Raw genomic sequence first — 22,028 nt, forward strand, 5'->3', positions numbered from 1 at the left:
ATGTTGCGAGTCCGCTCCTCGCGAAGAATCGCCCATCACGAGACCGCACCGCTCAAAAGGGCGTCTCGCGGGGCATCGTTCTCACGAAACTCCGCTCCTGATGGCGCTTCACCTCTCGCGGAACGCACTCGCCGCGGTTCGCAGCAGTGCGCGGGCCTCCTTCCCGTACACCGCGGCGCCGCTCAGCGCCTGGAACGCCTTCTCGTACACGACCACGTCGCCCGGCGCCTTGTGCTGGATCTGACCCGGCACGGTGTCGACGCGGACGCGGTTGGCGTCGTATATCCAGAAGTTCTCCGGCGGCATGAGCGGCGGCCTGATCGTCGCGGGGACGATACCGAAGGACACGTTCGCGGTGCCGGAGGTCAGATCCGCCAGCCGGTCGAGTTGGGCGACCATCTGCTCGGGGCCGACCAGTGGCATGCGGAGCGCCTGTTCCCCGACGACGAACGCGAAGCGCTTGCTCCCGTTGCGCAGGATCTCCTGCTGTTTCAGCCTCGCCGCGACCGCGGCGTCGATGTCGTCGGGGATGCCTCGGAAGTCGATGACGGCGCGCAGGTGACCGCGGGCGTAGTCGCCGGTCTGGAGCAGGCCGGGGACGGCCGAGTGCTGCCAGACGCGGAACTGGTGGGTCTTGTCGTACAACGGCTGGAACGAGCGCTGGACGTGGCCGAGGCCGCTCTCCTCCAGGCGGCGCCACTCGGTGTACATCGCGTCGATGTTCTGGGCGGCCGCGATGAGGTCGACCACCTGCTCGTCCGCGTCACAGGCCTCACACCAGGTGCGGATGTCCGCCTGGTTGGGCATCTGGACCGCGTTCTCGATCTTGGAGATCTTGGTGTGGTCCAGGCCGGTCTTCGCCGCCAGCGCTCGCCCCGTCAGCCCGGCGTCGGCGCGGAGCGCCCTGAGCCTGGCGGCGAGAATGCCTTTGGCCTCGTCGATGCGTGCTGTGGAGGTCGCCATCTCCATCACCTTGTCACCGCGAAGGGTTGGTGCTCCGACAGTACGGCGGATGTTGCGACCTGTCTCAAATGTTGCAAATAGTTGCGAGCACGCTCCCATCAAAACCCGACATCCGTCACCGACGACCGGAGTCCCCGGATCGGACTGCCAAGATCAGCCGAGCGTGAACGTCCTGGCGCGGATATGGCGCCGGCTGGAAGGGTGGCCCTCATGATGGAGGACTTGCGGGACGCCGAGCGCCGGCTCCAGGCCGCGCAGCTCGCTGGAGATGTCGAGGCGCTGGATCGGCTGCTGGACGATCGGCTGATCTTTACCTTCGGTGCGAACGTTGCGACCAAGGCGGACGACCTGGAGCTGCACCGCACTCGGACGCAGGTGATGACGAGGGTGGCCGAGGAGGAGTTGACCGTTCTCGCCGATGGACACACCGGGGTGACGTGGTTTCTCGGCACCGTCGAAGGGACCGTCTCCGGTACGCCGTTCGCGGCCAGGATGCGCTACACCCGTACTTGGCTCTACAGCGAGACGCACGGCTGGCGAATCATCGCCGTGCACGCCGGCACGACCGATTGACATAGCCGACACGTTGTCCGACGGCCGGCCGGATGGTCTCCGGCGAGGTTCGCCCCCCGACTCCGGGCCTTCATGGCCCAGGACCCTTGGTTCGACCGCGTCTCTCCGTGGAGCGCTTCTCCGCGGTCCGGGTCAGGATTGTCGGGCACAAGCCTTACGGTAGGGCGCGTGCCAGAGACGAACCACGAGATCACGCTCGACTCGGCCCTCACCGAGGAGGCCGTGCTCTCGACCTACCGCCGCATGTTCGCGGCGCTCGCCCGCGACAGCGGCGCGGTGGTGGACGATCCCGCGCTGGTCGACATCGCCGAGACGCTGTTCGCGGCGTTCGCCGAGGCGGGCGAGGAGTGGCTGACCCACGAGCAGATGCGCCACGTCTGCCGGGCCTACCCGCTCGACCGGTTCGAGAACCGGCTCAGGGTCCTGCGCGGCCTCGGCGCGATCCGGGAGGTGTTCCCCAAGCCCAACCAGCTTCGCTACCGCGCGTCGTTCACCAGCGTGGTGGGGCTGATGTTCATCCGCCGGATGATGGACGACGGCGGCCAGTCGGAGATGCACCGCCTGCTCGCCCTCGAAGACCTCAACGTGGCCGACCCTCGCACGACGATGGAGGAGGCTCGCGCCAGCGCGCAGAACCTGTCGCGCGCCTTCCGGCTGTGGGCGCTGGAGCTGATCACGCTGACCGGCGGCACCATCGAGGAGCTGCGCGAGCAGGCGCCCAAGCTGTGGGGCACCGAGGAGATCGCCAGGCGGGCGCAGAGCCTGCACGGCACCATCCTCACCCGCTGGCCCGACCTCGACCGCACCTGCACCGAGCTGCGCGCCGCGATCTACTCCTACAGCGACGCCTCGCGCCGCGCCGCCGGGCGCCTGGCCGACTCGGCGGGCACGACGAGAAACCTCACGCTGCTTCCCGCGGAGACCTGGCGCACCTTCGCGCAGACCGCGAGCAAGGAGCGTCTGGCCTCCGTGCTCGACGGCTTCGTCTTCGACGCCCCCGCCCCCTGGCACGACCCGGCGGCGATCGTCAGGGCGGTGGACGAGAGCCCTCGCCCGGCACCCGCCCAGCCCACTCCCCCGCGTTCGGCCCTGCCCGACCCCGGCACCGCCGACACCCACGACCCCGGCACAGGCGGCCTCGACCGCCTGGCCGCGGTGGCCGAGGCCGCGCTCGCCGGGCGCTCCGCCGCCCGCCTGGAGGAGCTGCTCACCGCCGACGGCGAGTGGGTCTCCGCTCGCAGGCTGCTCGCCGACCTCGTCTCGGCCGACCTGCGTCCCGACTCCCCGTACCGCCTGCGCTGGTCCGACGGCCTCACCGCCGCCCCCGGCGGCGAGCCCGCCTGGCTCTCCCACGGCCATCTCGAAAGGACCGGCGGTGCCGACTGATCCGCGACACACGTCGTCCACGACGTCTCCCGCGCACGACCGGGTGGTCGTCACCGGGGTGGCGCACGAGCGGGCGGCGGGATCGGCCGACGCCGAGCCGTCCGGGATGGCACATGTCCGTGCCAGGGCGGGCGGACCTCTCACACTCGCGGCGGGGGAGGCGGCTCCCGCCGGGATGGCGCGGCTGGGGCGCGGCGACGGCACGGGGCTCGCGCTGCCGGTCTGGCCCGACGGGGCGACCCCGTCGCTCCTGGAGGAATACCAGGTCGCGCCGGTCGCGGTGGAACGATCCGGGGAGACCCGGCGGGTGCTGGCCGCGGCCCTGCGATGCTGCTGGACCGATCTCGCCTCCGACCCCTGGCCGGGCACCCCGGCCAGGGTGGACGACGTGCTGTCGGCATACCGTGCGCTGATCGGGCGCGGCGACGATCTCATGCGCAACTGGGCGGTCGGCGCGCTGCGCCGCCTGCACGACTCGGCCTGGCTGGAGGTCGCCGACGGGCTGGTACGGCTCGGCCCCCGGTGCGCCTCCTGGCCCGTGGCGTCCCACGCCCAACTGCGGGAGCTGATGCGCCGCCTGCCCACGGGTGAGGAGGTTCCCGGCGGTCTGGAGGTGCTTCCTGTCGCGGAGTCCCTTGACGACGCGGAGGCGGGAGCCGCTGTCACGATCCCCGAGGAGGTCGACGAGGATCTGCTCGGTCCGTTCGACGAGCGGCGCAGGGCAGAGGTCGTGGCGGCGTTCATGGCGGTGGAGCACGCGGCCGAACCGGTGCACGAGGCCCGTTTTCCCGCGCTGCGCGACCCGGTGCTGCGCCGTACGCTCGCCGAGATGCTGGAGCGTCGCGGCCGGGTCCTGATCCACGACCGCGACGCGTGGATCTCGGGTTACGCGCCCGAGACGCTCACGGGGACGGGGACGGGGACGGGAGCAGGCTCGGGCTCGGCTCTGGGTGAGTCCGAGCGGGCGGTTCTGGTCCTCGTGCTGATCCACTCGGTGGCGATCCCGCGGGCCGACGGCCTGCTGCCCGCCGACAGCTGGCTCTCGCCGTTCCCCGCCCAGGTTGACGAGCTTCGGCGGCACACCAGGTTGCCGATCGGCGAGCTGGACGCCGCGCTGCGCACCCTGCGCCACGCGGGTCTGGTGACCCAGGTGAAGGCGGGCGAGGAGGCGGGGGGTTACGTGCCGGGGCCGCAGTTCCACCGGCTCACTCCGCAGGCCAGGCGTCACCTGCAGGAGGAGCTGATCCTCGCGGCGGGGCCGCACACCCCGCTGGCCGCGGCCGTACGGGCCAACCGGCGGTGAGCGGACCCGATGACGGAGTGCCGGGGGCCCGCCGGGCCGACCGCCTGGTGGGTGTGAGGTGGCCCTCTCTCATGACGAGCCGAAGCCGGGACAAGGGTCCGGAGATCCGGTGCTCCGGGCGCCGGAAGCCGGATGGAAGAAAGGAACGACGGGGTTGACCGAGCAGCGGAACCAGGCCGCGAAGAGCTCGCGCGAAAGCCGAGCCGGGGGCGCGGAAACCCGCGCCGACACGGCCGGGGCCGAAAACGCCCAGGCTGCAACCTCCCAGGGCGAGGTCACCGGAGCCACCCGCGCCAAGAAGGTCAGGGCGGAGGGCACTCGGAGCGAGGACGTCAAGGACTCCCGGGGGGAGAGCGGCAGGAGGAATCGGGCAAAGAGCACCCTGAGCGGGGAGGTCACGGTCTTCCAGGGGGAGGGCGGCGGAAAGGCCCGGCGGAGCGGGGAGAGCGGAGGCTCCGGGGACACGGGCGGGACGCAGGCGACCCTGGTCCCCGTGGAGCCGGCCCGCGCCACCGCCCCGAGCGAGAACGTGGTGGGCGACCGGGTGCTGATCGCCGTGCAGCCGGTCAACATCTCGCGGCTCTCGACCCATCCGGTGCCGACCGTTCCCGGCACGCTGATCGTGGTCGCGGGCGCGGGGCCGAAGGACTCCAACGGCGCGGGCAAGTCGTCGTTCATCGCGATGATCACCGCGCTGCTCGGAGACGAGCAGTGGCGGTTCGCCTCGGGCGCGAAGGCGGTCTCCGAGCTGCTGTTCAACGCCGAACTCGCGGCGGGCGGGGGTGGCCGCACATGGGCCAGTGCCGACCACGGCTACATCGTCGGCGTTTTCGCACCGGCCGACTCCGTGCACACCGGACGCAACGACTCCTCGCGGAGCGGTCCCGTCCGCACCGGCTCCGGCCACACCGTTGCCGGAAGCGCCGACCCCGTGGACGACACCGGTCCCGCGAACGGCGACTCCCCGGGCATCGGCCACCCGAACGGCGACTCCCCCGACCACGCCTCCCTGGACGACGCGGTGACCGTGTGGCTGCGGGTCAACCAGGAGGCCCCGCACCTGGAGATCCGCTGGATCCAGGGGGTGCACCTGGCGGTGGCGGCCTCGGAGGCGGAGCGGGTGACGCGGGCCGACGCGCTGTGGGCGACGCTGCCCCGCTCGGCGGGACGCCGCGACGTGGTGGCGCGTGATCTGACCAGGTTCCTGTACGGCGACCGCGTCAGGTGCGTGTCGTTCCTGTCGACCTCGGTACGCAGCAAGGTCGCCACCAACCTGCTCTCCCAGCCGCTCAACGAGATCTCCCCCGAGCGGGTCTTCGAGGCGATCGCCGCGTTGACCGGCCTGGACGCCGAGCTCGACCAGGAGCGGGAGGCCCGCCGCGACGAGCACGCCAGGCGGGTGCGGGCGACGCGGGCCGTGGAGCTGCTGCGGGAGTTCGAGGCCGAGTCCCACACGCTCCTGGAGACCTTCGACAGGCGTGACCGTGCCCGCGTCCGGCTGGCCGGTGCGCTGCGCTGCTGGCGGGGGCGGCTGGCGCGCAGGCTCACCGACGCCGGGCAGCGGGACGAGGCGCTCGCGGCCGAGCTGGAGCGGGTCCACGCGGCGGGCGCGCGTGCCACCGCGGCGATCGGTGAGGTCAGGGCCGAGATCGCCACGCTCAAGGACGACACGCTGGAGCGTGGGCTGGCCGAGGCCCGCAGGGAGCTGAGCGCGCTGCAGGCACGCGCGGCGAAGCTGGACGCCGACCGCGCGGTGGCGGAGAACTCGGTCGACGAGCTGCGCGGCTGGATCCCCGGTCTTGAGGAGCAGCGCCGCCTGGCCGACGGGCGCGACGTGACGACGGCCGGTGCGGAGCTGACCGAGGCGAGGACGCGGCTGAACGAGGCGCTGAAAGCGCTGGGCGTGGCCGACCGGGAGGCCGAGGGGGCGAAGGCCGCGCTGGACGACGCCGAAGGTGGCCCGGCGGCGGCCCAGCTCAACGCGCTCGCCGCTGCGGGTCTCGGCGCGACCGGCCTGCTCGACGCGATCGACGTCGCCGAGCAGGCGCGCGACGAGGAGGGCGCGCCGGGCCGGGGCGGTCGGGTGGGGCCCGCGCTGGGAGCCCGCGGATGGCCGCACGAGCACACGGTCGTCGTCGACGCGGCCGACCTGGAGGCGGCGGCTCGGGCGCTGGACGCGCTGCCGGGGTCCGTGCTGGTCAGCGCGGCGGGCGTCACCGTGGTGGGATCGTTCGAGGTGGCCGTCACCGGCAGGGAGGCCCGCATCAAGGCGGCCGAGCAGCGGCTGCACCGGGCGCGCGACGCGCAGGAGAGCGCGGCGGCGGTCGTGCGGGCCGCCGAGGACGCCGTGGCCGAGGCGGGCAGGAGGCTTGAGGGGGCGAAGGCGTCCGTGCAGCTGGCCGACATCGAGCGGCGGCTCGCCGAGCGCAGGGGCGCGCTCACCGAGCTGTCCGAGGCGCTGGCCACGATCGCGCCGAAGGTCGACGAGGCCGAGCGCCGGGCGAGCGCCCTGGACTTCCGCGCCCGTACGAGAAGCATGGAGATCGAGCGTCTGGAGGGGCGTAGGGCCAGGTACGAGTCCGACCGTGACCAGGCCGCGGAACAGGCGGCGAGGATCACCGCCGACCGCGACGCGCTCGGGCTGGACGCGCTGGCCGGCGACTGGGGCGGCACCCTCGACGGAGCCCGCGAGTGGCTGGGCGCCCTGGAGGAGCAGGAGCGTCCGCTCACCTCCGAGGAGTGGTGGCGGGCCGCCGAGCGCCACCTGGACGAGGCGCTGCGCGACACCTTCCCCGCCTTTCCCGGCGAGGACGAGGAGATGCCCGAGGAACTGCGCTTCCTGGTCGGCGAACGGACCGCGCCCGGTGCCGGGCGCACCGCCCGCGAGCAGGCGACGTTCCCCGGCGTGTGCTCCACGCTCGCCTCCTACCTGCGCGGCCAGGAGGAGTACGAGCGGCATCGGCGCCGCCAGATCGAGACGCAGATCGTCACCCGGCAGCGCGACCTGACGGCCGCGGCCAGGGGTGCCGAGGAGGCCGCCCAGTCCACCGCCGTGCACCGGGCCGCGCTGACCGCCGCGATCAAGGCGCGGCTGACCCGGGTGGCCGAGGAGTTCGACAAACTCGACACCTCCTACGGTGGTTACGGCGCGACGCTGGAGTTTCCCGTGCCGCCCGCGCCCGCCGACCCCGAGCAGCGCTGGGCGTGGCGGGTGACGCCCAAGTGGCGCAGGGGCGAGGGGCAGGGCTTCGTGCCGTACAACCGGCGGGCCAACACCGCGCTGATGGATGAGAAGGCGGTGAAGCTGGTCTGCGCGGCGGCGATCGCGTCCTCAGGGGGCGGGCACCTGTGCCTGGTCCTCGACGAGCTGGGCCGCAACCTCGGCAAGGAGCACCGCAGGGAGGCGGTGGCGCTGTTCCGCAGGATCGGCGAGACGTACGGGATCACGGTGATCGGCGCGCTGCAGGACGACATGGAGCCCTACGCCGTCGACGCCTGCGGACAGTACGTCAAACTGCGCCGCTCCTCCGACGCCATGCCGTACAACGAGCCGCCGGTCGTCATCGGCCACGACCTGCACGCCGAACGGGTGCGCGCCCTGGCCTCCGCGGTGAGCAGGTGAGCAGGTGAGCGTCCCGCGGTCGCGGCGCGGACGCGCGCCGCGACCGAGGACCACCCGCCGGAGGCCGGGGCCGCCGAGCGGGGACGGTCGGGGCGACCGTCCCCGCTCGGCGTCAGGTGGTGTCAGGCGGCGAGCCGCATGTGCTCGTACGCCCATTCCTCGAAGGTCGTGAGCGGGATGCCGAAGGCCCGCGCGTACTCCGGACGGGCGGGCTGCTCGACCGTGTTGAGGAACTCGTGGGAGGAGACGCCCGCCCACGGCATTCCGGCTGCGACCGCCTCCTCCATGGTCATGTCGGGCGCGGTCACCTCGGTTCCCAGGGTGCGGGAGAGAACGGCGGCGACCTCGGCCATCGTCAGATAGTCGCCGGCCAGCTCCAGTTCGACCTTGTGGAAGCGTTCCGGCTCGGCGATGGCCGCGGCGGCGGTCGTGCCGACGTCGGCGGCCGCGACGAGGGAGAGCCGGGTGCCGGGCTTCAGCACGGTCGCGAGGCCGCCCCCGATGCCGCGCGGGAACAGGTACGCCAGGGACGGGAGGAAGTTCTCCATGAAGAAGCCCGGTTTGATGATCGTCCAGTGCGTGAAGCCCGCCTCACGCACCCGGTCCTGTGCGCCGGACTTGGCGGCGAAGCCGGGCTCAAGCATCGCCCAGCGGCCCTCGGCCCAGCCGGGGGTCTCCACGTGCTGCCCCGCGCCGGTCACGGAGGTGTGCACGAACTGCGGCACGTCCGCGGCCAGCGCTCCCTCGACCAGGTTGACGGCCTGGGTCAGCTCGCCCTCGAAGTCGAAGGCGTCTCCCTTCAGCGCGGGCATCTGCATCGAGAAGACGGCCCGGGCTCCTCGCGCGGCTCTCACCAGGGAGTCTCGGTCGTCGAGGTCGCCGGTGACCAGTTCGGCGCCGAGCGCCTCGACCGCCCGTGCCCGGTCGGTCGTGGGGTCGCGGACCAGCGCCCGGACGGGAACGCCGTTGGCGAGCAGGGCGCGGGTGGTGGCGCCCCCCTGCCGTCCGGTGGCGCCGGTGACCAGGACGGGTGCGGGATTGGTGGGCATGAGGCCTCTCCTCGGGTGATCGCCGATTAAACGGCGGACCCCGCCGTTTATATTCGAGTAAGATACGGCGGGCCCCGCCACTTAGCAAATGTTGAGGTGAGACCATGCCCGTCAAGCGGGCGGACGCCCGGCGCAACTACGCGCGCCTGCTCGCCGTGGCCGAGGAGGCGGTCGCCACGTACGGCGCCGACGCGTCCCTGGAGGAGATCGCCCGCACCGCGGGGGTCGGATCCGCCACCGTGCGCCGCCACTTCCCCAGCCGCCACGCACTGCTGCAGGCGGTCTTCCGCGAGCGGGTCGAGGCCCTGTGCGCCCGTGCCCGCGCGTTGACCGAGAGAACCGACACCCGGGCCGCACTTCTGGAGTGGCTGCGCGCCGTCACCGCGGACGCCGCGACCATCCGAGGGCTGGCCATCGCACTGACCCGCGAACGGGCGGCCGGCCCCGACGTGGCTCCCGAGAACTGCTGCTCGGCGCAACTCACCGAGGCGGGCGCCCCCCTGGCGCGCCGCGCCGCGGACGACGGCGCCCTCGCACCGGGCGTGACCATCACCGACCTGCTCAACCTGATCACCGGCATCGCCCTGGCCACGGAGCACCACCCGGACCCCGCCACCGAGGCGGACCGGCTGTTCGCCCTCACCGTGGCGGGGGTGAGCCCTCCTCGGCGGTGAGCGCCACGCTCCGGAGTGAACGCCGGCGCGTGGTCACCCCCATCCCCCGCCACCGCGGCGTTCCCGTCCACCCTTCGCATCACGGAGCCCTCACAGCCGCCGGACGCGTGACGCCAGGTGCCTCCAGACGACCGGCTCGCCCCGGTAGCGGCTGAGCACCGCGGGGTGCGGGGAGGACCGATCCGTTCAAGGGCGGCGGACCGGTGAGCGCGTTCGAGCGCTGCTCACCGACCCGGACAGTGCCGTTTCGGGGCGATTCAGCGCCCTTCTGCGTCCTTCAGCTGTTACGAGGGAGGGCTCACGATGCTGCGCATCGTGAGCTCCGCGTCCTGGAGGGAGAGGGAGACACGCACGGAGCCCAGTTCGGAGGTTCGGGAGACGTGCGTCCCACCGCAGGGGATGCTCGCCTCGCCCTCGGGCAGCGAGCAACGCCACGTCCGCCGCCCCGACAGGGACGGAGACGGGCTGTCGACCGTGACCGGCGCGTCGGCCGCGATCCACTCCATGAGCTGCTCGTCGATCCGCCGGGTGAGGTCGCCGAGGTCGAGGTCCCCCGCCTCGAACCCCTTCCTCCGCAGGGACTTGCCCAGGCGGTAGACGTCGCTGCTGCCGTGTTCCACGATCCGCGACGTGGTGATCGCAGCCTGGTCGAAGTCGGGACGGCCGAGCGAGTCGGGCTTCACCTCTTTGCGCCACCGGTCGGCCAGTGCCGCGTTGAGGGCCAGGGCGGTGAGGTGGCACGCGGTGTGCCCGGCGGAGAGCGCCGAGCGGTACGCCTCGTCGACGGCCAGCACGACCGGTCCGGCGTCCCCGGTGACCGGTTGCTCCAGCACGTGCACCACGAGCCAGTCCCACCCCTCGGCGCCGCGTCGCACCGGGATCTCCTCCCCCAGATAGAGCCGCTCGCCGTCCGACGCACCGGTCACGCAGTCGAGGACCGGCAGCCCGTTCACGGTCCCCCGGTCGGCGGGCTGGTCAGGCCAGGTGTGGTCCAGGGGATGGAACGGAGTCTCCGCCGTCACCACCCCGTAGCCGCCGTCCAGCGGTGTGGCCGAGACCACTCTCGAAACCCCGTGCACGTCGCCGTGCGGATAGGTGACCTGGGTGTCCATGACTGATCCGTGACTCCAATCGTTCCGTGTCGTCCCCCGATTCGTGAGGACCGCGCCGGACACGATAGGGCCTCGCGGTCCCCTCGATCCGGACTCCGAGCATCAGGCGGTCTTCGCGGCGGCGGCACCACCGAGGCGGGCAGCGCGCGGACGATCCGCCCGACCGTCACTTCCAAGTGAATTACAAGATCGTGCGCCTAGGGTCACCGGCGTGCGAGAAGTGGTTGTCGTGGGTGTTCTCATCGCGGCCCTGAGTGGCTGCGCGTTCGAAGGCGAGGAGCGGATGACGGGTACGGCGGATGCCGGGCGAGAGACCACCGCTGAGCGGCAGGCCGGGGCGGAGCAGGTCGAGGCCGGAGTGCTCAAGGGGCGGGTCGTCGACGCGGCGGGCAGGCCCGTCCCGGGCGCGGAGATCGTCGCCGACAACCAGCTGCTGTACAACAGCAACCTGGTCGTGACGACCGACAAGGACGGCCGCTACCGGGTGAGCAGCGACGTCGCCGCGGCCACCTTCCGGGTGACCGGCACCGTGACCCGCCGCTTCGAGGGCCGCGCCTACACGATGGACCTGACCCCCCACGACGACGCCTCCTTCGCCGGTGCGGACGGTGCGATCCGCGACTTCACCTGGCGGCTCACCGGTGAGCGATCCGACGGGCTGGGTTCCTACGGCGGCATGGTCCTCTTCTACCTGGAGTTCTACAACCCGCAGAACCCGCAGACCTTCCTGCAGGACGAGGACGTCACGCTCACCCTGACTCCGCAGGGGCCGTTGATCGACGGCTCGGCCGGCGAGGTCATCACCCGCCGAGCCGAGCGCGGCGGCGACGGCTGGGGGCTGCTGGACGTGCCCATCGGCCGCTACCGGATCACCGCCGAGCATCTCGGGCACCCTCTGAAGATCCGGATTCGCGACACCGGCGAGTACGGCGAGTCCGTCGTCGCCGACTTCGAGCGCCTCCTGAGCACCGTCTACCAGATTCAGCTCGATCTCAAGCCTTGACGAGGCGTCCAAGGCGCCCGGGCGCATGGCCGACGGGAGTCCGAAGGGCGAAGGTCGCGCTGGAGGACGCCGAGGGCGGCCCGGCTCAACGCGCTCGCCGAGGCGGGCCGGCTGTCCGCCCTCACCGTGGAAGCCCTCCTCAGCGGTGAGCGCCGCACTCCGGCGGCGGGTGCCCTCGCCTCTCTCCAACGACCGCGAAGGACACCATCGAGTGCCGGTTCGACTGGGATTGCACGCTCGTTCCATTGACGAGATCTTGTGGGGGTAACCGATCCCCCTCAGGAGCCGACATGCTGCCCCTTCACATGCGCCGCCGGGAGTTTCACCCCGATCCCGAACTCGCCACCGCCCGCGAGGAACCCGGCCTGCGGCGTGTTCCCACGCCCTACGGCCAGGAGGCCTGGCTGGTCACCCGTTACGACGACGTGCGCGACGTGCTCAGGAACGCCGAGCTGTTCAGCTACGCCAGCGGCATCAACCTGCCGCCGATGAGTGAGGAGCAGGCCAAACGTATCCGCGCGGGCGCGCTGCTGATGATGGATCCGCCCGACCACACCCGGTTACGCCGCATGCTGACCCCCGAGTTCACCATGCGCCGTATCCGTCGGCTGGAGCCCAGGGTCCGCGAGATCGTCGCCGACCACCTGGACGCGATGGAGCGTACCGGCGCGCCGGCCGATCTCGTCTCCCAGTTCGCCACCCCGATTCCCGCGCTGGTCATCTGCGAACTGCTCGGGGTGCCCTACGAGGACCGAGACTCCTTCCAGGCCGGCAGCGTCGCGGTCCTCGACTTCAACCGCTCGCCCGAGGAGCGCGGAAGGGCTCAGATGGAGTTGGTCGCCTACATGACCGGGCTGGTCGGGCGGGCGCGGGCCGAACCGGGTGAGGACCTGATCGGCATGCTGGTCCGCGAGCACGGCGATGACCTCACGACCGACGAACTGGTCGGCATCGGCGGGTTGTTGCTGGTCGCCGGGCACGAGACGACGGCCAACATGATCGGCCTGGGCACGCTGGCGTTGCTGCGACACCCCGACCAGCTCGACCTGTTCCGCGAGGACCCCGGCAGGGCTGGCGGCCTGGTCGAGGAGCTGCTGCGCTGGCTGACGATCGTCCACCAGGGCGCCACCAAGGTGGCCATGGCCGACACCGAGATCGGCGGCGTGCCGATCGCGAAGGGCGACGTCGTGGTGGTCTCCCTGCCCGCCGCCAACCGCGACCCGGCGCTGACCGAGGACCCGGAGCGGCTCGACATCGAACGGCCCGACCTGGCCCACGTCGCGTTCGGTTACGGCGCGCACCACTGCATCGGGGCTCCGCTGGCCCGGATGGAGATGCGCATCGCGTTCTCCGCCCTGTTCGACCGTTTCCCCGGGCTGCGCGAGGCGGGCGAGCCGGAGTTTCGTTCGTTCAACGTCGTGTACGGCCTGTCGGCGTTCCCCGTCGCCTGGTGATCCACCGTCCCGGGGGCGCCGGTGACGGCTGACCCGCCGGGCGGCACGGGTTCGGGCGGCACGGACACCCGCCGCCCGCGCTCGGCGAAGTTGCCGGTCCTCATGCCACCCGTACGGGTGGCATGAGGACCCGCCGCTCGCGCCCTCTGTCGTCAGGGGTTATCCGAAAGTCTTTCCGGGCAGCACGCGGCCATGCGTGGACGATCGATTGCTCACAGATGGGGCGTGGTGCTCGACGCACCCGACGCCCAGGCGCTCGCGCGGTTCTACGCGCGCCTTCTCGACTGGAGGATCACCAAGGACGAAGTCGACTGGGTCACGGTCGCACCGGCCGACGAGGGAGCGTATCTGGCGTTCCAAACCTCCACCGACTACGTACGCCCGGTCTGGCCGTCCGCCGACGGCTCGCAGCAGATGATGATGCACCTCGACCTGGAGGTCGGCGACCTTCACGACGCGGTGGCCCACGCGCTCGGAGAGGGCGCGACACTCGCCGCCCACCAGCCGCAGGACGACGTCCGAGTCCTTCTCGATCCCGCCGGGCACCCGTTCTGTCTCTACCAAGTTCGTCGGCAGTGCTCCGGCCTTCAGGCCGGGGGTGAAGCCGGCCGTCCCGCGTAGCGGGGCAGGAATAGCCGATTCGCCGCCAGGCGAACCGGCGTCTGCCTTGCTCAAAGTGGTCGTTGCTGCTGCTCGATGTACTGGCGCAGGACCGTCAGCGGTGCTCCACCCACCGATCCGGCGAAGTAGGAGCCGGACCAGAAATGCCCGCCCCACAGATATTGGCGGACGTGGGAGGTGTATTCCTTGCGGAGCAGGCGCGCCGAGACGCCTTTGAGGCTGTTGACCAGTTTCGAGAGGGCCACTTTGGGTGGGTAGTGGATGAGCAGGTGGACATGGTCTTGTTCGCCGTTGAACTCGCGGAGTTCGGCCTCGAAGTCCGTGCACACCTCCCGCATGATCTCCTCGCAGCGGGTCAGCATCGCGTCGGTGAACACCCCACGCCGGTATTTTGTGACAAACACCAAATGAACGTGAAGGCTGTAGACGACATGGCGTCCGGTGCGGACATCGGGATTCGGTTCCCATCGCGGTGACATAAACCAAACGCTACGATCATCGAGTGAAGCAGGAGAAGCGGGTCCGGGCGCACGTGGCGCGTCTCGACCTGACCGCCGCGCAAAGCGCGCTGCTGGACGGTCAGGCGCACACCGCTCGCACGCTATGGAACCTGCTGCACGAATACACCACGTTCCGCCAGGGCCGACTGGCTCCGGTGAAAGCGTGCGACCAGGCAATCCGGGTCGCCCGCCACCAGATCGACTGGATGGCCCGGCTTCCCGCCCAGGCCGCCCAGGCGGTGCTGAAGACCTACCGGCAGGCATGGGTGAACTTCTTCAACCCCGACCATCCGGCCGAACGTCCGACGTTCAAGTCCCGGCGTTCCCGGATGGCGGTGGACGTTCCCCAAGCCCGTGACCTGCACATCGGGAGGATCAACCGGCGGTGGGGAGCGGTCAACCTGCCCAAAGTCGGCCGGGTCCGGTTCCGGTGGACCAAAGACCTGCCCGGCGTCACCCGAGGCGGGCCAGCCGGGCGGATCACCGGTGCCCGGCTGGTCAAGGACGCCTACGGCTGGCAGATCGTCTTTCGTGCCGAGATCCCAGCCGTGATCTCGGCACCGCATCCGGGTGGCCGGATCGGTATCGACCGGGGCATCAACGTCGCCCTGGCCATGTCGGACGGCACCACCCGTGAACATGGGCCGTGGCTGAGTGAGGGGGAGAAAGAACGGCTGCGCCGGTTGGAGAAGAAGGCCGCCCGGCAACGGGCCACCCATCGCACGGGCCAGCCGATCTCGAACCGGCAGGCCCGCACCTACCGCCAGATCGGCAGGCTCCGCGCGACAGCCAAGCGCCGAGCCGTCTGCTGGCAGCACCAGACCAGCACCGAACTCGCCGAAGCGTTCAGTGAGATCGGGGTGGAAGACCTGCAGATCACCAACATGATCCGCTCAGCACGCGGCACCGCCGAGCAGCCCGGCCGTAACATCGCACAGAAAGCCGGGCTGAACCGGGCGATCAGCGGCGAAGCCTGGGGCCGAACCGTCACCATGCTGGAGTACAAGACCGCTGATCGCGGCGGCCGGGTGGTGAAAGTCCCGGCGGCAGGCACGTCGCAGACCTGCCACCGATGCCGTCACCGCGACCCGGCCGCCCGCGACGGGATCAGGTTCTCCTGCACCAACCGCGCATGCGGGTGGACCGGTCACGCCGACACCAACGCCGCGATCAATATCGAAACCGCCGCAGGAACTGTGGTGGCAGGACGTGGAGGCTCAGGGGTTACCCGGTCTGTGAAGCGTCAACCCCCGCGCGCCGCTTGACCGCGACGTGACGGGAGAATCTCCGGCCTTCAGGCCGGGGAGGAGTTCAAACGGACGGGTGACGAGCCACCCGGGGAGCGACGCCGCGTGAACACCGGCATGCCGGTGTGCACCAGGGAATCTCCGGCACGGAGCGGACGGTATGGCCTCTCTCCGGAAGGAGAACGGGCCGACGCCTTCGCCTCGTCCGCGAAACGCACGCCTGAGCGGGCCGGCTAGTTGTTCTTGCCGTTCCCCTGGTTCCCCTGGTTGCTTCCTTGGCCTTTGCCGCGCTGCGCCGGATTCCGGTACTTGTTCGGGTTCGCCTTCTTCACGGCAGGTCCAGACGTGCCGGCCCTGGGAGCCCCGGTGGCCGTCCTGGGGGCGGCCTCGGTCTGTCCTGTGCGGCGAGACACGACGGTGGATTGCCGTTCGTCGAGCACCTGCCGTGTCTTCGAGGGCTCCGGGGTCTCTGTGGTCTCCGGGGTCTTCGAGGGCTCCGGGGTCTTCGAGGGCTCCGGGGTACGGGAGGGGTGCGGCGGCGCGACGGAGGCGGCGCCGGAGGGAGCGCCCCGCTCAGGCCCGCCTGCCCCGCTCGTCCCCGCACCGCGCCATTCGGCGGTGACGGCGGCGGCGACAATGACGCCGACGGCCAGGGCCGCGACACCCGCCGCCAGGTGCCGACGTTCGGTGTTCCGCTGACGCACCGGGGTGTGCCGGGCGTCCTCACGGGCGCGGCCCCCCGTGGAACGGCGACCGGCGTCCTCGCGAAGGTGCCGGCCCGTTTGACGGTCGGCGTCCTCGCGGAGGTACTGCCCCGTGGAACGCAGGTCGGCCTCGGACCGGCCGGTGGGCCCCTGGTCGAGGGTCGGCTCCGCGACGCGAGCAGCGAGGAGAGGTGCGTCGGTGCTGCCCGCCTCCCACTCCCAGAGCGTGGCCACCTCCTCCAGCTGTGTCCTGGCACGGGCGATGTCGGTGCGCCGGGCGGGATCCTTTTCGAGCAGGCCGGTGATGACGGGCGCCAGGGGGCCGGCGTTCCGGAACGGTTCGGGGTCGGCCGTCAGTACGGCGGCGAGGGTGGCGAGTGCGCTGCCTCGTCCGAACGCGGAACGGCCCTCAACGGCGGCGTACAGGGTGGCCCCGAAGGACCACAGGTCGCTTTCCTCGTTCGATTCGAGACCGGCGGCACGCTCGGGGGCGATGTAGGCGGGCGTGCCCACCACCATTCCCACACTGGTGAGCGACACGTCCTCGTCGACGGCGATGGCGAGCCCGAAGTCGGTCAGGATCGCGTGCCCGTCATCGGTGAACAGGATGTTGGCGGGTTTGACGTCGCGGTGTGTGATGCCGACCTCGTGGGCGGCCTCCAGCGCCGACAGCACCTCCAGCCCGATGCGCGCGGCGGTGGGAGCGAGCAGAGGTCCCTCCTCCGCGAGGATCTCGGCGAGGTTGCGTGAGCGCACGAGCTGCATCACGATCCACAGGCAGTCGTCGTCGGCCCGCACCACGTCGTACACCGCGGCGATGTTGGGGTGGCTCAGCCGCGCGGCGAGGCGAGCCTCCCGCATGGTGCGCTCCAGCAGGACCTCGCGCTCCGGCACGGTCAGGTGGTCCGGGATCGCGACCTCCTTGACCGCGACCTCACGATCGAGCAGCTCGTCGTGGGCCTGCCACACCGTGGCCATGCCGCCTTTGCCCAGCCCTGCCACGAGGCGGTACCGCCCAGCCAGTAACCACCCCTCGTGCCGTGAGGAAGATGAAGAAGCCATGGGGCATGCCTACCCGATGATTGATCCCGCATGTCGCGGTTATCACCGCATCCGATGCCGACCGGTTATCGGATCGTCCTCCAAGGCGCCCTCGGCACTCCGTGTCATCTCGCGGCTCTCCCAGGCCCAGGCCACGATCTCGACCCGGTTGCGCACACCGAGCTTGACCATGATGCCCGAGACGTACCCCTTCACCGTGCTCAGCGAGATGAACAACCCGTCGGCGATCTCCTGGTTGGTGTGCCCCCTGCCGATCGCCCGGACGATCTCGGTCTCCCGCGCGGTCAGGGGCCGCGCGGGCACGCGGATCTCGGTTCGGGCTCCGCGGTCGGCGAGGTGGTGCAGCAGTCGCAGCGTGATGGACGGCGAGATGAGCGCGTCGCCGGTGTACGCGGCCCGCACGGCCTCGACCAGCAGGCGCGGGCCCGCGTCCTTCAGCACGAATCCGGCCGCGCCGCAGCTCAGTGCGCCGTGGACGTACTCGTCCAGGTCGAACGTGGTGACCATCACCACCTTCGTCGGGGCCTCCGCCAGGGTGCGGGCGACCTCGATCCCGTCGAGGCGGGGCATCTGGATGTCCACCAGGCACACGTCCGGACGGGTCCTGCGGGCCTGCTCGATCGTTTCGACACCGTCGCCGGCCTCGGCGACCACGGTGATGTCCGGCTGGTCTTCGAGAATGGTCCGCAGGCTGGCCCGGATCATCGCCTGGTCGTCGGCGAGCAGCACCCGGATGGTCATCCGCGCCCCCTGCCGGGCTCGGGCGGTGTCGTCCGACGCCGAGGTGCCCTGACGGACACGAACGGCACCGTACGGCACCGACGCCCTCCGGCGGGTGCGGGCGGTGTCATCGGTGCTCGCCGAGCTCGCCGAGCCGTTCGCGGCCCCCGGCGTCGGGAGCGGCGGCAAGAGCGGCGTCGCGCAGGAGACCGACCGCGCGACGGGTGGCGGCCAGGGCCTCCGAGCCCGCCGTTTCGATGTCGGCGAGGGAGTCGGTCGCCTCCTCCGGGTGCCTGGCGGTGACGAGCTGGGCGGCCTGGGCCTGGAGCACGATGCTGGTGACATGGTGGGCGACGACGTCGTGCAGCTCTCTGGCCAGTTCAAGGCGTTCGGCACGCCGTATCCGCTCGGCGACGGTACGCCGCCGGACGGCGAGCAGCCGGAGACCGGTCCCGGTCACCACGGCGGCGAGCCAGAGCAGACCGTTCAGCACCGGCACGGCCGAGCCCGGGTTGGCGAGAAAACCACTCGCCACCACGGCCAGACCTCCGGCGCCCACCGCGCAGGCCGCGCGGACGGGCAGTGTCCTGACCGCGGAGCCGACGAGCACCGCGAGCCCCAGGAACGCGGCGGGACTGGGTTCCGCGGGCAGGTGGACGAGGCGGGTGGCGAGGACGGCGAGCGCGGCCACGGCCAGACCGGCGACGGCGATCCACAGCGGGTCGCGGCGGCGCATCAGGGCGAGCGCGCACACCGAGGCCGCGACCACCGCGCCGAACGGCGAGTGCTCGGCGCCCCAGCTGTCGGCGATCTGGTACGCCTGGAAGGCCACGGCGACCGCGAACACGACGCCGAGCCCGGCGTCGGCCGCCGTCTTGAACCGATCGGGAACACGCACGGCGTTCAGGCTAGGCGAGGCACCCCGCCGGCCAGTACCGGCCGAAAGTACGGTCCTTTCCCTGCTTTCCGCCGATATGGGAGCGAGCTCGGGTCCGCAGGATGGGGTCCCATGCCACCCGAAACTCCTCCCCCGACGCCGGATGCCACCGGACAGGGACACCCCATGACGACCTCCTCCGGCCGGTCGCGGGTCGTCGCGCTCGACGTGCTGCGCGGGTTCGCCCTGTGCGGAATCCTGCTCGCCAACGTCAAGCCGATCGCCCACATGATCCACACCACGGACGCCATGCGGCCGGTGGTGACGGCTGGTCAGGACGACTCCTGGCTGGGGCTGGGCCTCTTCGTCGACCAACGCTTCTTCCCGATCTTCTCGGTGCTGTTCGGCGTCGGCTTCTCGCTGCTGCTGGACTCCGCGGGACGCCACGCCCCGCGCCCCCGGGTGCTCCTGCTGCGTCGGCTCCTGGTCCTGCTCGCCGTGGGCCTGGCGCACATGTTCCTGCTGTGGCGGGGCGACATCCTCACCGTCTACGCCGTCGTCGGCCTGGTGGTGCTGCTGCCCTCGACCTGGTTGCCGCGTCGGGCCGTCGCCTGGCTCGCCGCCGTCCTCGTCGCGACGCCGTTGATCCTGGGCGGCAACGGGGTGCCGCTGGTGCCGGGACTGTTCCTGCTGGGCTCGGTGCTGACCCGGTACGGCGTGATCGACCGGCTGGAGCGCTCGGTGCGTGTCCCGGCCGCGCTCGCCCTGCTCTTCGCGGCGGGGGCGGTGCCCGCCGTGTGGCTGCAGGTCGGGACGCGGGCCGACGGGGCGTACTTCAACACCTGGTTCGGCCTCGCCGGACTGCTGATGGCGGGCGGATACGTGTGTGTGCTGCTGCTCGCGCTCAAGACGCCGTTCCGGCCGGTGCTGCTGGGGGTCTTCTCGCCGCTGGGCCGGATGGCGCTGACCAACTACCTGTCGGCCACGCTCCTCGTCCTGGGGACCGCCCACCTCGTGGGCGGCTCGCCGGACGACTGGTCATCGGCGACGGTGCTCCTGATCTCGGGAGCCGTTCTCGTCCCCCAGTGGCTGGTGTCCACGCTCTGGTTGCGCCGCTACCGCCAGGGCCCGCTGGAGTGGCTCTGGCGCTGGGCCACCTGGGCCCGGCGTCCGTCCCTGCGCCGCACCCCCTGACCGGTCCACCGGGCGCGTCCGGTGTTTCCTACCGGCCGGGACGAACGCGGCGAGGCGTGCCGCGACGGGTTGCCCGAGAAGGATCCCGAGGAGGGCCAGCGCCAGCCCGCAGAGCTGTCGCGCGGTGAGCACCTCCGCGGCGATCACCGTGCCGAGCAGCACCCCGGTCACCGGGTTCAGCAGCCCGACGAGTCCCACCGTTCCCGCCGTCAGGTGTCGCAGTCCGGCGAACCAGGCGACGAAGGCGAGCGCCGTCGCGACGACGCTGAGATAGACGAACCAGAGGGTCTCGGGTCCGTCCAGGCTCGGCGGGGCGCCCTCCACCGCGACGGCGAAGGGCAGCAGGACGAGACCTCCGGCGACGAGCTGCCACGAGGTCGAGGAAAGCACGTCGACCTCGGTGCTCCACCTCTTGGTCAGCACGTATCCGAACGACGACATCACCATGGCCGCGACGGACGCGAGAACACCGAGGGGGTCGACGGCGGTCGCACCGGTGAGCAGCATGAGGCAGACCCCCGCGATGCCGACGCCGGCTCCGGCCAGGTGCAGGACCCGCGGGCGCTCCGAGAGCAGCGACCAGGCCAGGAGCATCATCACGATGGGCGACGTCGCCATGATCGTCGAGGCGACGCTCGTCGGAAGCAGCTGGGCCGCCAGGTAGACGAGCGCGAAGAACGCGCTCATGTTGAGAGTCCCGAGGACCAGGGACTTCCACCACCACGCCCCCCGGGGAAGCCTCCTGCCGATGAGGAGGAGCAGCAGTCCCGCGGGCAGCGCCCTGATGACCGCCCCGTACAGCGGATAGCCGGGCGGGAGGAACTGGTGGGTGACGAAGTAGGTCGTCCCCCACGCGATCGGCGCCATCGCCGTGACCGACGTCCAGCGGAAATTAGCTTCCATGGAAGACAATATAGCTTCCCTGGAAGCTACACTCCAGACATGAGCGAACCCCTGGACCACGTGGCCCGCATCCAGCAGGAATGGGCCCGCGAGCGGCCGGACCTGGATGTGAGCCCGCAGGGGGTGATCGGGCGCCTGCACCGCCTCGCCGGGCACCTCACCGAACAACTCTGTGTCGTCTACCGGCGCTACGGGCTCGGCGAGGGAGAGTTCGACGTCCTCGCCACCCTGCGACGCGGCGGACCACCCTTCGAGCGCGCCCCCGGAGAACTCGCCGCCTTCACCATGGTCACCACCGGCGCGATGACCAAACGCATCGACCGGCTCGAACGCGACGGACTGGTCACCCGCCGCCCGAGCGAGAGCGACGGCCGCGGACGGGTGGTCGCACTCACCGACGCCGGCAGGGAACTGATCGACCGGGCGTTCGCCGAGCACATGCGCAACGAACGCCGCCTCCTCGACGAGTTGGCCCCCGAGGAGGCCGCACACCTCGAATCACTCCTCACCACCTGGCTGACCCGCTTCGAGGCCCCGCTCCGGACGGACATCTGAACCGATCGCGGGCGGACGAGAGCGGGCCCCCGCTGAAAAGCGGGGGCCCGCTCGTCGTTCGAGGTCGTTCGGACGGCGGACACGTCCAAGGTCGTTCGGACGGCGCGCATGGCGCGCGTCGACCCACGTACGGGGCTGTCAGCCGTTGGGTCTGTCAGCCGTCCAGACGGACGGTGACGGTGACACGACCCGCTTCGTCACGTCTCGCGACCGCGTGCCCCGCACGATCGACGCCGTCCAGCTGCAGCGATATCGGCCCGCCCGCCCCCAGGAAGTTGCGCCACCACGTCTTGGCGTCGGGAAACTGAACACCGATCGTGACGGTGTCGGCCACACGCTGAAAGGCGACGGGTGTGCTGAAGGTGCGTCCCGAGCGGCGTCCCGTATAGGTGACGACCGTGAGGCGTTCGCTGATCCGCCGGCCCCATCGAGGAGAGGAGCGCAACGTCATGACACACGAATTGAAACGGCCGATCGCCCGCTTCGGAAGCGGCGCCCGAAATACC

General features: G+C 71.3%; 19 protein-coding genes and 1 pseudogene. 11 read left to right on the plus strand and 9 right to left on the minus strand.

The window, feature by feature from the left end:
- Positions 1-108: 108 nt before the first annotated feature.
- A complete protein-coding gene (locus ACFY3V_RS12800; RefSeq protein WP_362900597.1) occupies positions 109-963 on the minus strand; it encodes a helix-turn-helix transcriptional regulator in 855 nt (284 codons plus the stop codon).
- Between the two features lie 210 nt (positions 964-1,173).
- Between ACFY3V_RS12800 and ACFY3V_RS12805 the strand changes: the two genes are divergently transcribed.
- The 4 genes from ACFY3V_RS12805 (at position 1,174) to ACFY3V_RS12820 (ending at position 7,847) form a co-directional block, all read left to right on the plus strand.
- Positions 1,174-1,536, plus strand: coding sequence for a nuclear transport factor 2 family protein (locus ACFY3V_RS12805; RefSeq protein WP_389772811.1), 363 nt, complete (start codon positions 1,174-1,176; stop codon positions 1,534-1,536).
- A gap of 168 nt (positions 1,537-1,704) precedes the next feature.
- Positions 1,705-2,922, plus strand: a complete 1,218-nt coding sequence (locus tag ACFY3V_RS12810; protein WP_362900585.1) for a hypothetical protein — start codon at positions 1,705-1,707, stop codon at positions 2,920-2,922.
- Positions 2,912-4,225 carry a hypothetical protein gene (locus ACFY3V_RS12815; protein ID WP_389772814.1) on the plus strand — a complete coding sequence of 438 codons (1,314 nt, stop codon included), beginning with the start codon at positions 2,912-2,914 and terminating at the stop codon, positions 4,223-4,225. Before ACFY3V_RS12810 ends, ACFY3V_RS12815 begins: the two co-directional genes overlap by 11 nt.
- Before the next feature lie 154 nt (positions 4,226-4,379).
- Complete coding sequence (locus tag ACFY3V_RS12820; RefSeq protein ID WP_389772817.1) at positions 4,380-7,847, plus strand: chromosome partitioning protein ParA; 3,468 nt, start codon at positions 4,380-4,382, stop codon at positions 7,845-7,847.
- Between the two features lie 122 nt (positions 7,848-7,969).
- Here the strand turns inward: ACFY3V_RS12820 and ACFY3V_RS12825 are convergent, their stop codons facing one another.
- Positions 7,970-8,896 (minus strand): NmrA/HSCARG family protein, encoded by a 927-nt coding sequence (locus ACFY3V_RS12825; RefSeq protein ID WP_362900579.1) that lies wholly within the window; start codon positions 8,894-8,896, stop codon positions 7,970-7,972.
- A gap of 104 nt (positions 8,897-9,000) precedes the next feature.
- Between ACFY3V_RS12825 and ACFY3V_RS12830 the strand changes: the two genes are divergently transcribed.
- Positions 9,001-9,570 carry a TetR/AcrR family transcriptional regulator gene (locus ACFY3V_RS12830; RefSeq protein ID WP_350944141.1) on the plus strand — a complete coding sequence of 190 codons (570 nt, stop codon included), beginning with the start codon at positions 9,001-9,003 and terminating at the stop codon, positions 9,568-9,570.
- 284 nt (positions 9,571-9,854) lie between these two features.
- Here the strand turns inward: ACFY3V_RS12830 and ACFY3V_RS12835 are convergent, their stop codons facing one another.
- Positions 9,855-10,682, minus strand: a complete 828-nt coding sequence (locus ACFY3V_RS12835; RefSeq protein WP_389772821.1) for a metal-dependent hydrolase — start codon at positions 10,680-10,682, stop codon at positions 9,855-9,857.
- A gap of 211 nt (positions 10,683-10,893) precedes the next feature.
- Between ACFY3V_RS12835 and ACFY3V_RS12840 the strand changes: the two genes are divergently transcribed.
- The 3 genes from ACFY3V_RS12840 (at position 10,894) to ACFY3V_RS12850 (ending at position 13,760) form a co-directional block, all read left to right on the plus strand.
- The gene (locus tag ACFY3V_RS12840) at positions 10,894-11,685 is read left to right on the plus strand and encodes a carboxypeptidase-like regulatory domain-containing protein (RefSeq protein WP_389772823.1); all 792 of its coding nucleotides are present in this window, start codon (positions 10,894-10,896) and stop codon (positions 11,683-11,685) included.
- A 290-nt stretch (positions 11,686-11,975) separates the two neighbouring features.
- A complete protein-coding gene (locus ACFY3V_RS12845; RefSeq protein ID WP_389772825.1) occupies positions 11,976-13,139 on the plus strand; it encodes a cytochrome P450 in 1,164 nt (387 codons plus the stop codon).
- A gap of 225 nt (positions 13,140-13,364) precedes the next feature.
- Positions 13,365-13,760, plus strand: coding sequence for a VOC family protein (locus tag ACFY3V_RS12850; protein WP_389772829.1), 396 nt, complete (start codon positions 13,365-13,367; stop codon positions 13,758-13,760).
- A gap of 50 nt (positions 13,761-13,810) precedes the next feature.
- On the opposite strand, the gene tnpA is transcribed toward ACFY3V_RS12850, so the two are convergent.
- Complete coding sequence (gene tnpA / locus ACFY3V_RS12855; RefSeq protein ID WP_389772832.1) at positions 13,811-14,239, minus strand: IS200/IS605 family transposase; 429 nt, start codon at positions 14,237-14,239, stop codon at positions 13,811-13,813.
- A gap of 23 nt (positions 14,240-14,262) precedes the next feature.
- On the opposite strand from tnpA, the gene ACFY3V_RS12860 reads away from it, so the two are divergent.
- Complete coding sequence (locus tag ACFY3V_RS12860) at positions 14,263-15,525, plus strand: RNA-guided endonuclease InsQ/TnpB family protein (RefSeq protein ID WP_389772835.1); 1,263 nt, start codon at positions 14,263-14,265, stop codon at positions 15,523-15,525.
- 215 nt (positions 15,526-15,740) lie between these two features.
- Here the strand turns inward: ACFY3V_RS12860 and ACFY3V_RS12865 are convergent, their stop codons facing one another.
- The 3 genes from ACFY3V_RS12865 to ACFY3V_RS12875 all read right to left on the minus strand — a co-directional run bounded on the left by ACFY3V_RS12865 (position 15,741) and on the right by ACFY3V_RS12875 (position 18,891).
- Positions 15,741-17,273, minus strand: a complete 1,533-nt coding sequence (locus ACFY3V_RS12865) for a serine/threonine-protein kinase (RefSeq protein WP_389772838.1) — start codon at positions 17,271-17,273, stop codon at positions 15,741-15,743.
- 42 nt (positions 17,274-17,315) lie between these two features.
- A complete protein-coding gene (locus ACFY3V_RS12870) occupies positions 17,316-18,014 on the minus strand; it encodes a response regulator transcription factor (protein WP_362900840.1) in 699 nt (232 codons plus the stop codon).
- 106 nt (positions 18,015-18,120) lie between these two features.
- On the minus strand, positions 18,121-18,891 hold the full coding sequence (locus ACFY3V_RS12875) for a histidine kinase (protein WP_389772842.1): 771 nt from the start codon (positions 18,889-18,891) through the stop codon (positions 18,121-18,123).
- Between the two features lie 165 nt (positions 18,892-19,056).
- On the opposite strand from ACFY3V_RS12875, the gene ACFY3V_RS12880 reads away from it, so the two are divergent.
- On the plus strand, positions 19,057-20,064 hold the full coding sequence (locus ACFY3V_RS12880) for a DUF418 domain-containing protein (RefSeq protein ID WP_389772844.1): 1,008 nt from the start codon (positions 19,057-19,059) through the stop codon (positions 20,062-20,064).
- Between the two features lie 87 nt (positions 20,065-20,151).
- Here ACFY3V_RS12880 and ACFY3V_RS12885 read toward each other — a convergent pair.
- Positions 20,152-20,967 (minus strand): annotated as a pseudogene (locus ACFY3V_RS12885) (EamA family transporter); the annotation flags it as partial.
- A 39-nt stretch (positions 20,968-21,006) separates the two neighbouring features.
- On the opposite strand from ACFY3V_RS12885, the gene ACFY3V_RS12890 reads away from it, so the two are divergent.
- A complete protein-coding gene (locus ACFY3V_RS12890) occupies positions 21,007-21,522 on the plus strand; it encodes a MarR family transcriptional regulator (RefSeq protein WP_362921880.1) in 516 nt (171 codons plus the stop codon).
- 154 nt (positions 21,523-21,676) lie between these two features.
- Here ACFY3V_RS12890 and ACFY3V_RS12895 read toward each other — a convergent pair whose 3' ends face one another.
- Positions 21,677-21,973, minus strand: coding sequence for a hypothetical protein (locus tag ACFY3V_RS12895; RefSeq protein ID WP_389772848.1), 297 nt, complete (start codon positions 21,971-21,973; stop codon positions 21,677-21,679).
- Positions 21,974-22,028: the final 55 nt, after the last annotated feature.

Origin of the sequence: Streptosporangium sp. NPDC000095, assembly GCF_042899335.1 — a bacterium.
Taxonomy (GTDB): domain Bacteria; phylum Actinomycetota; class Actinomycetes; order Streptosporangiales; family Streptosporangiaceae; genus Streptosporangium.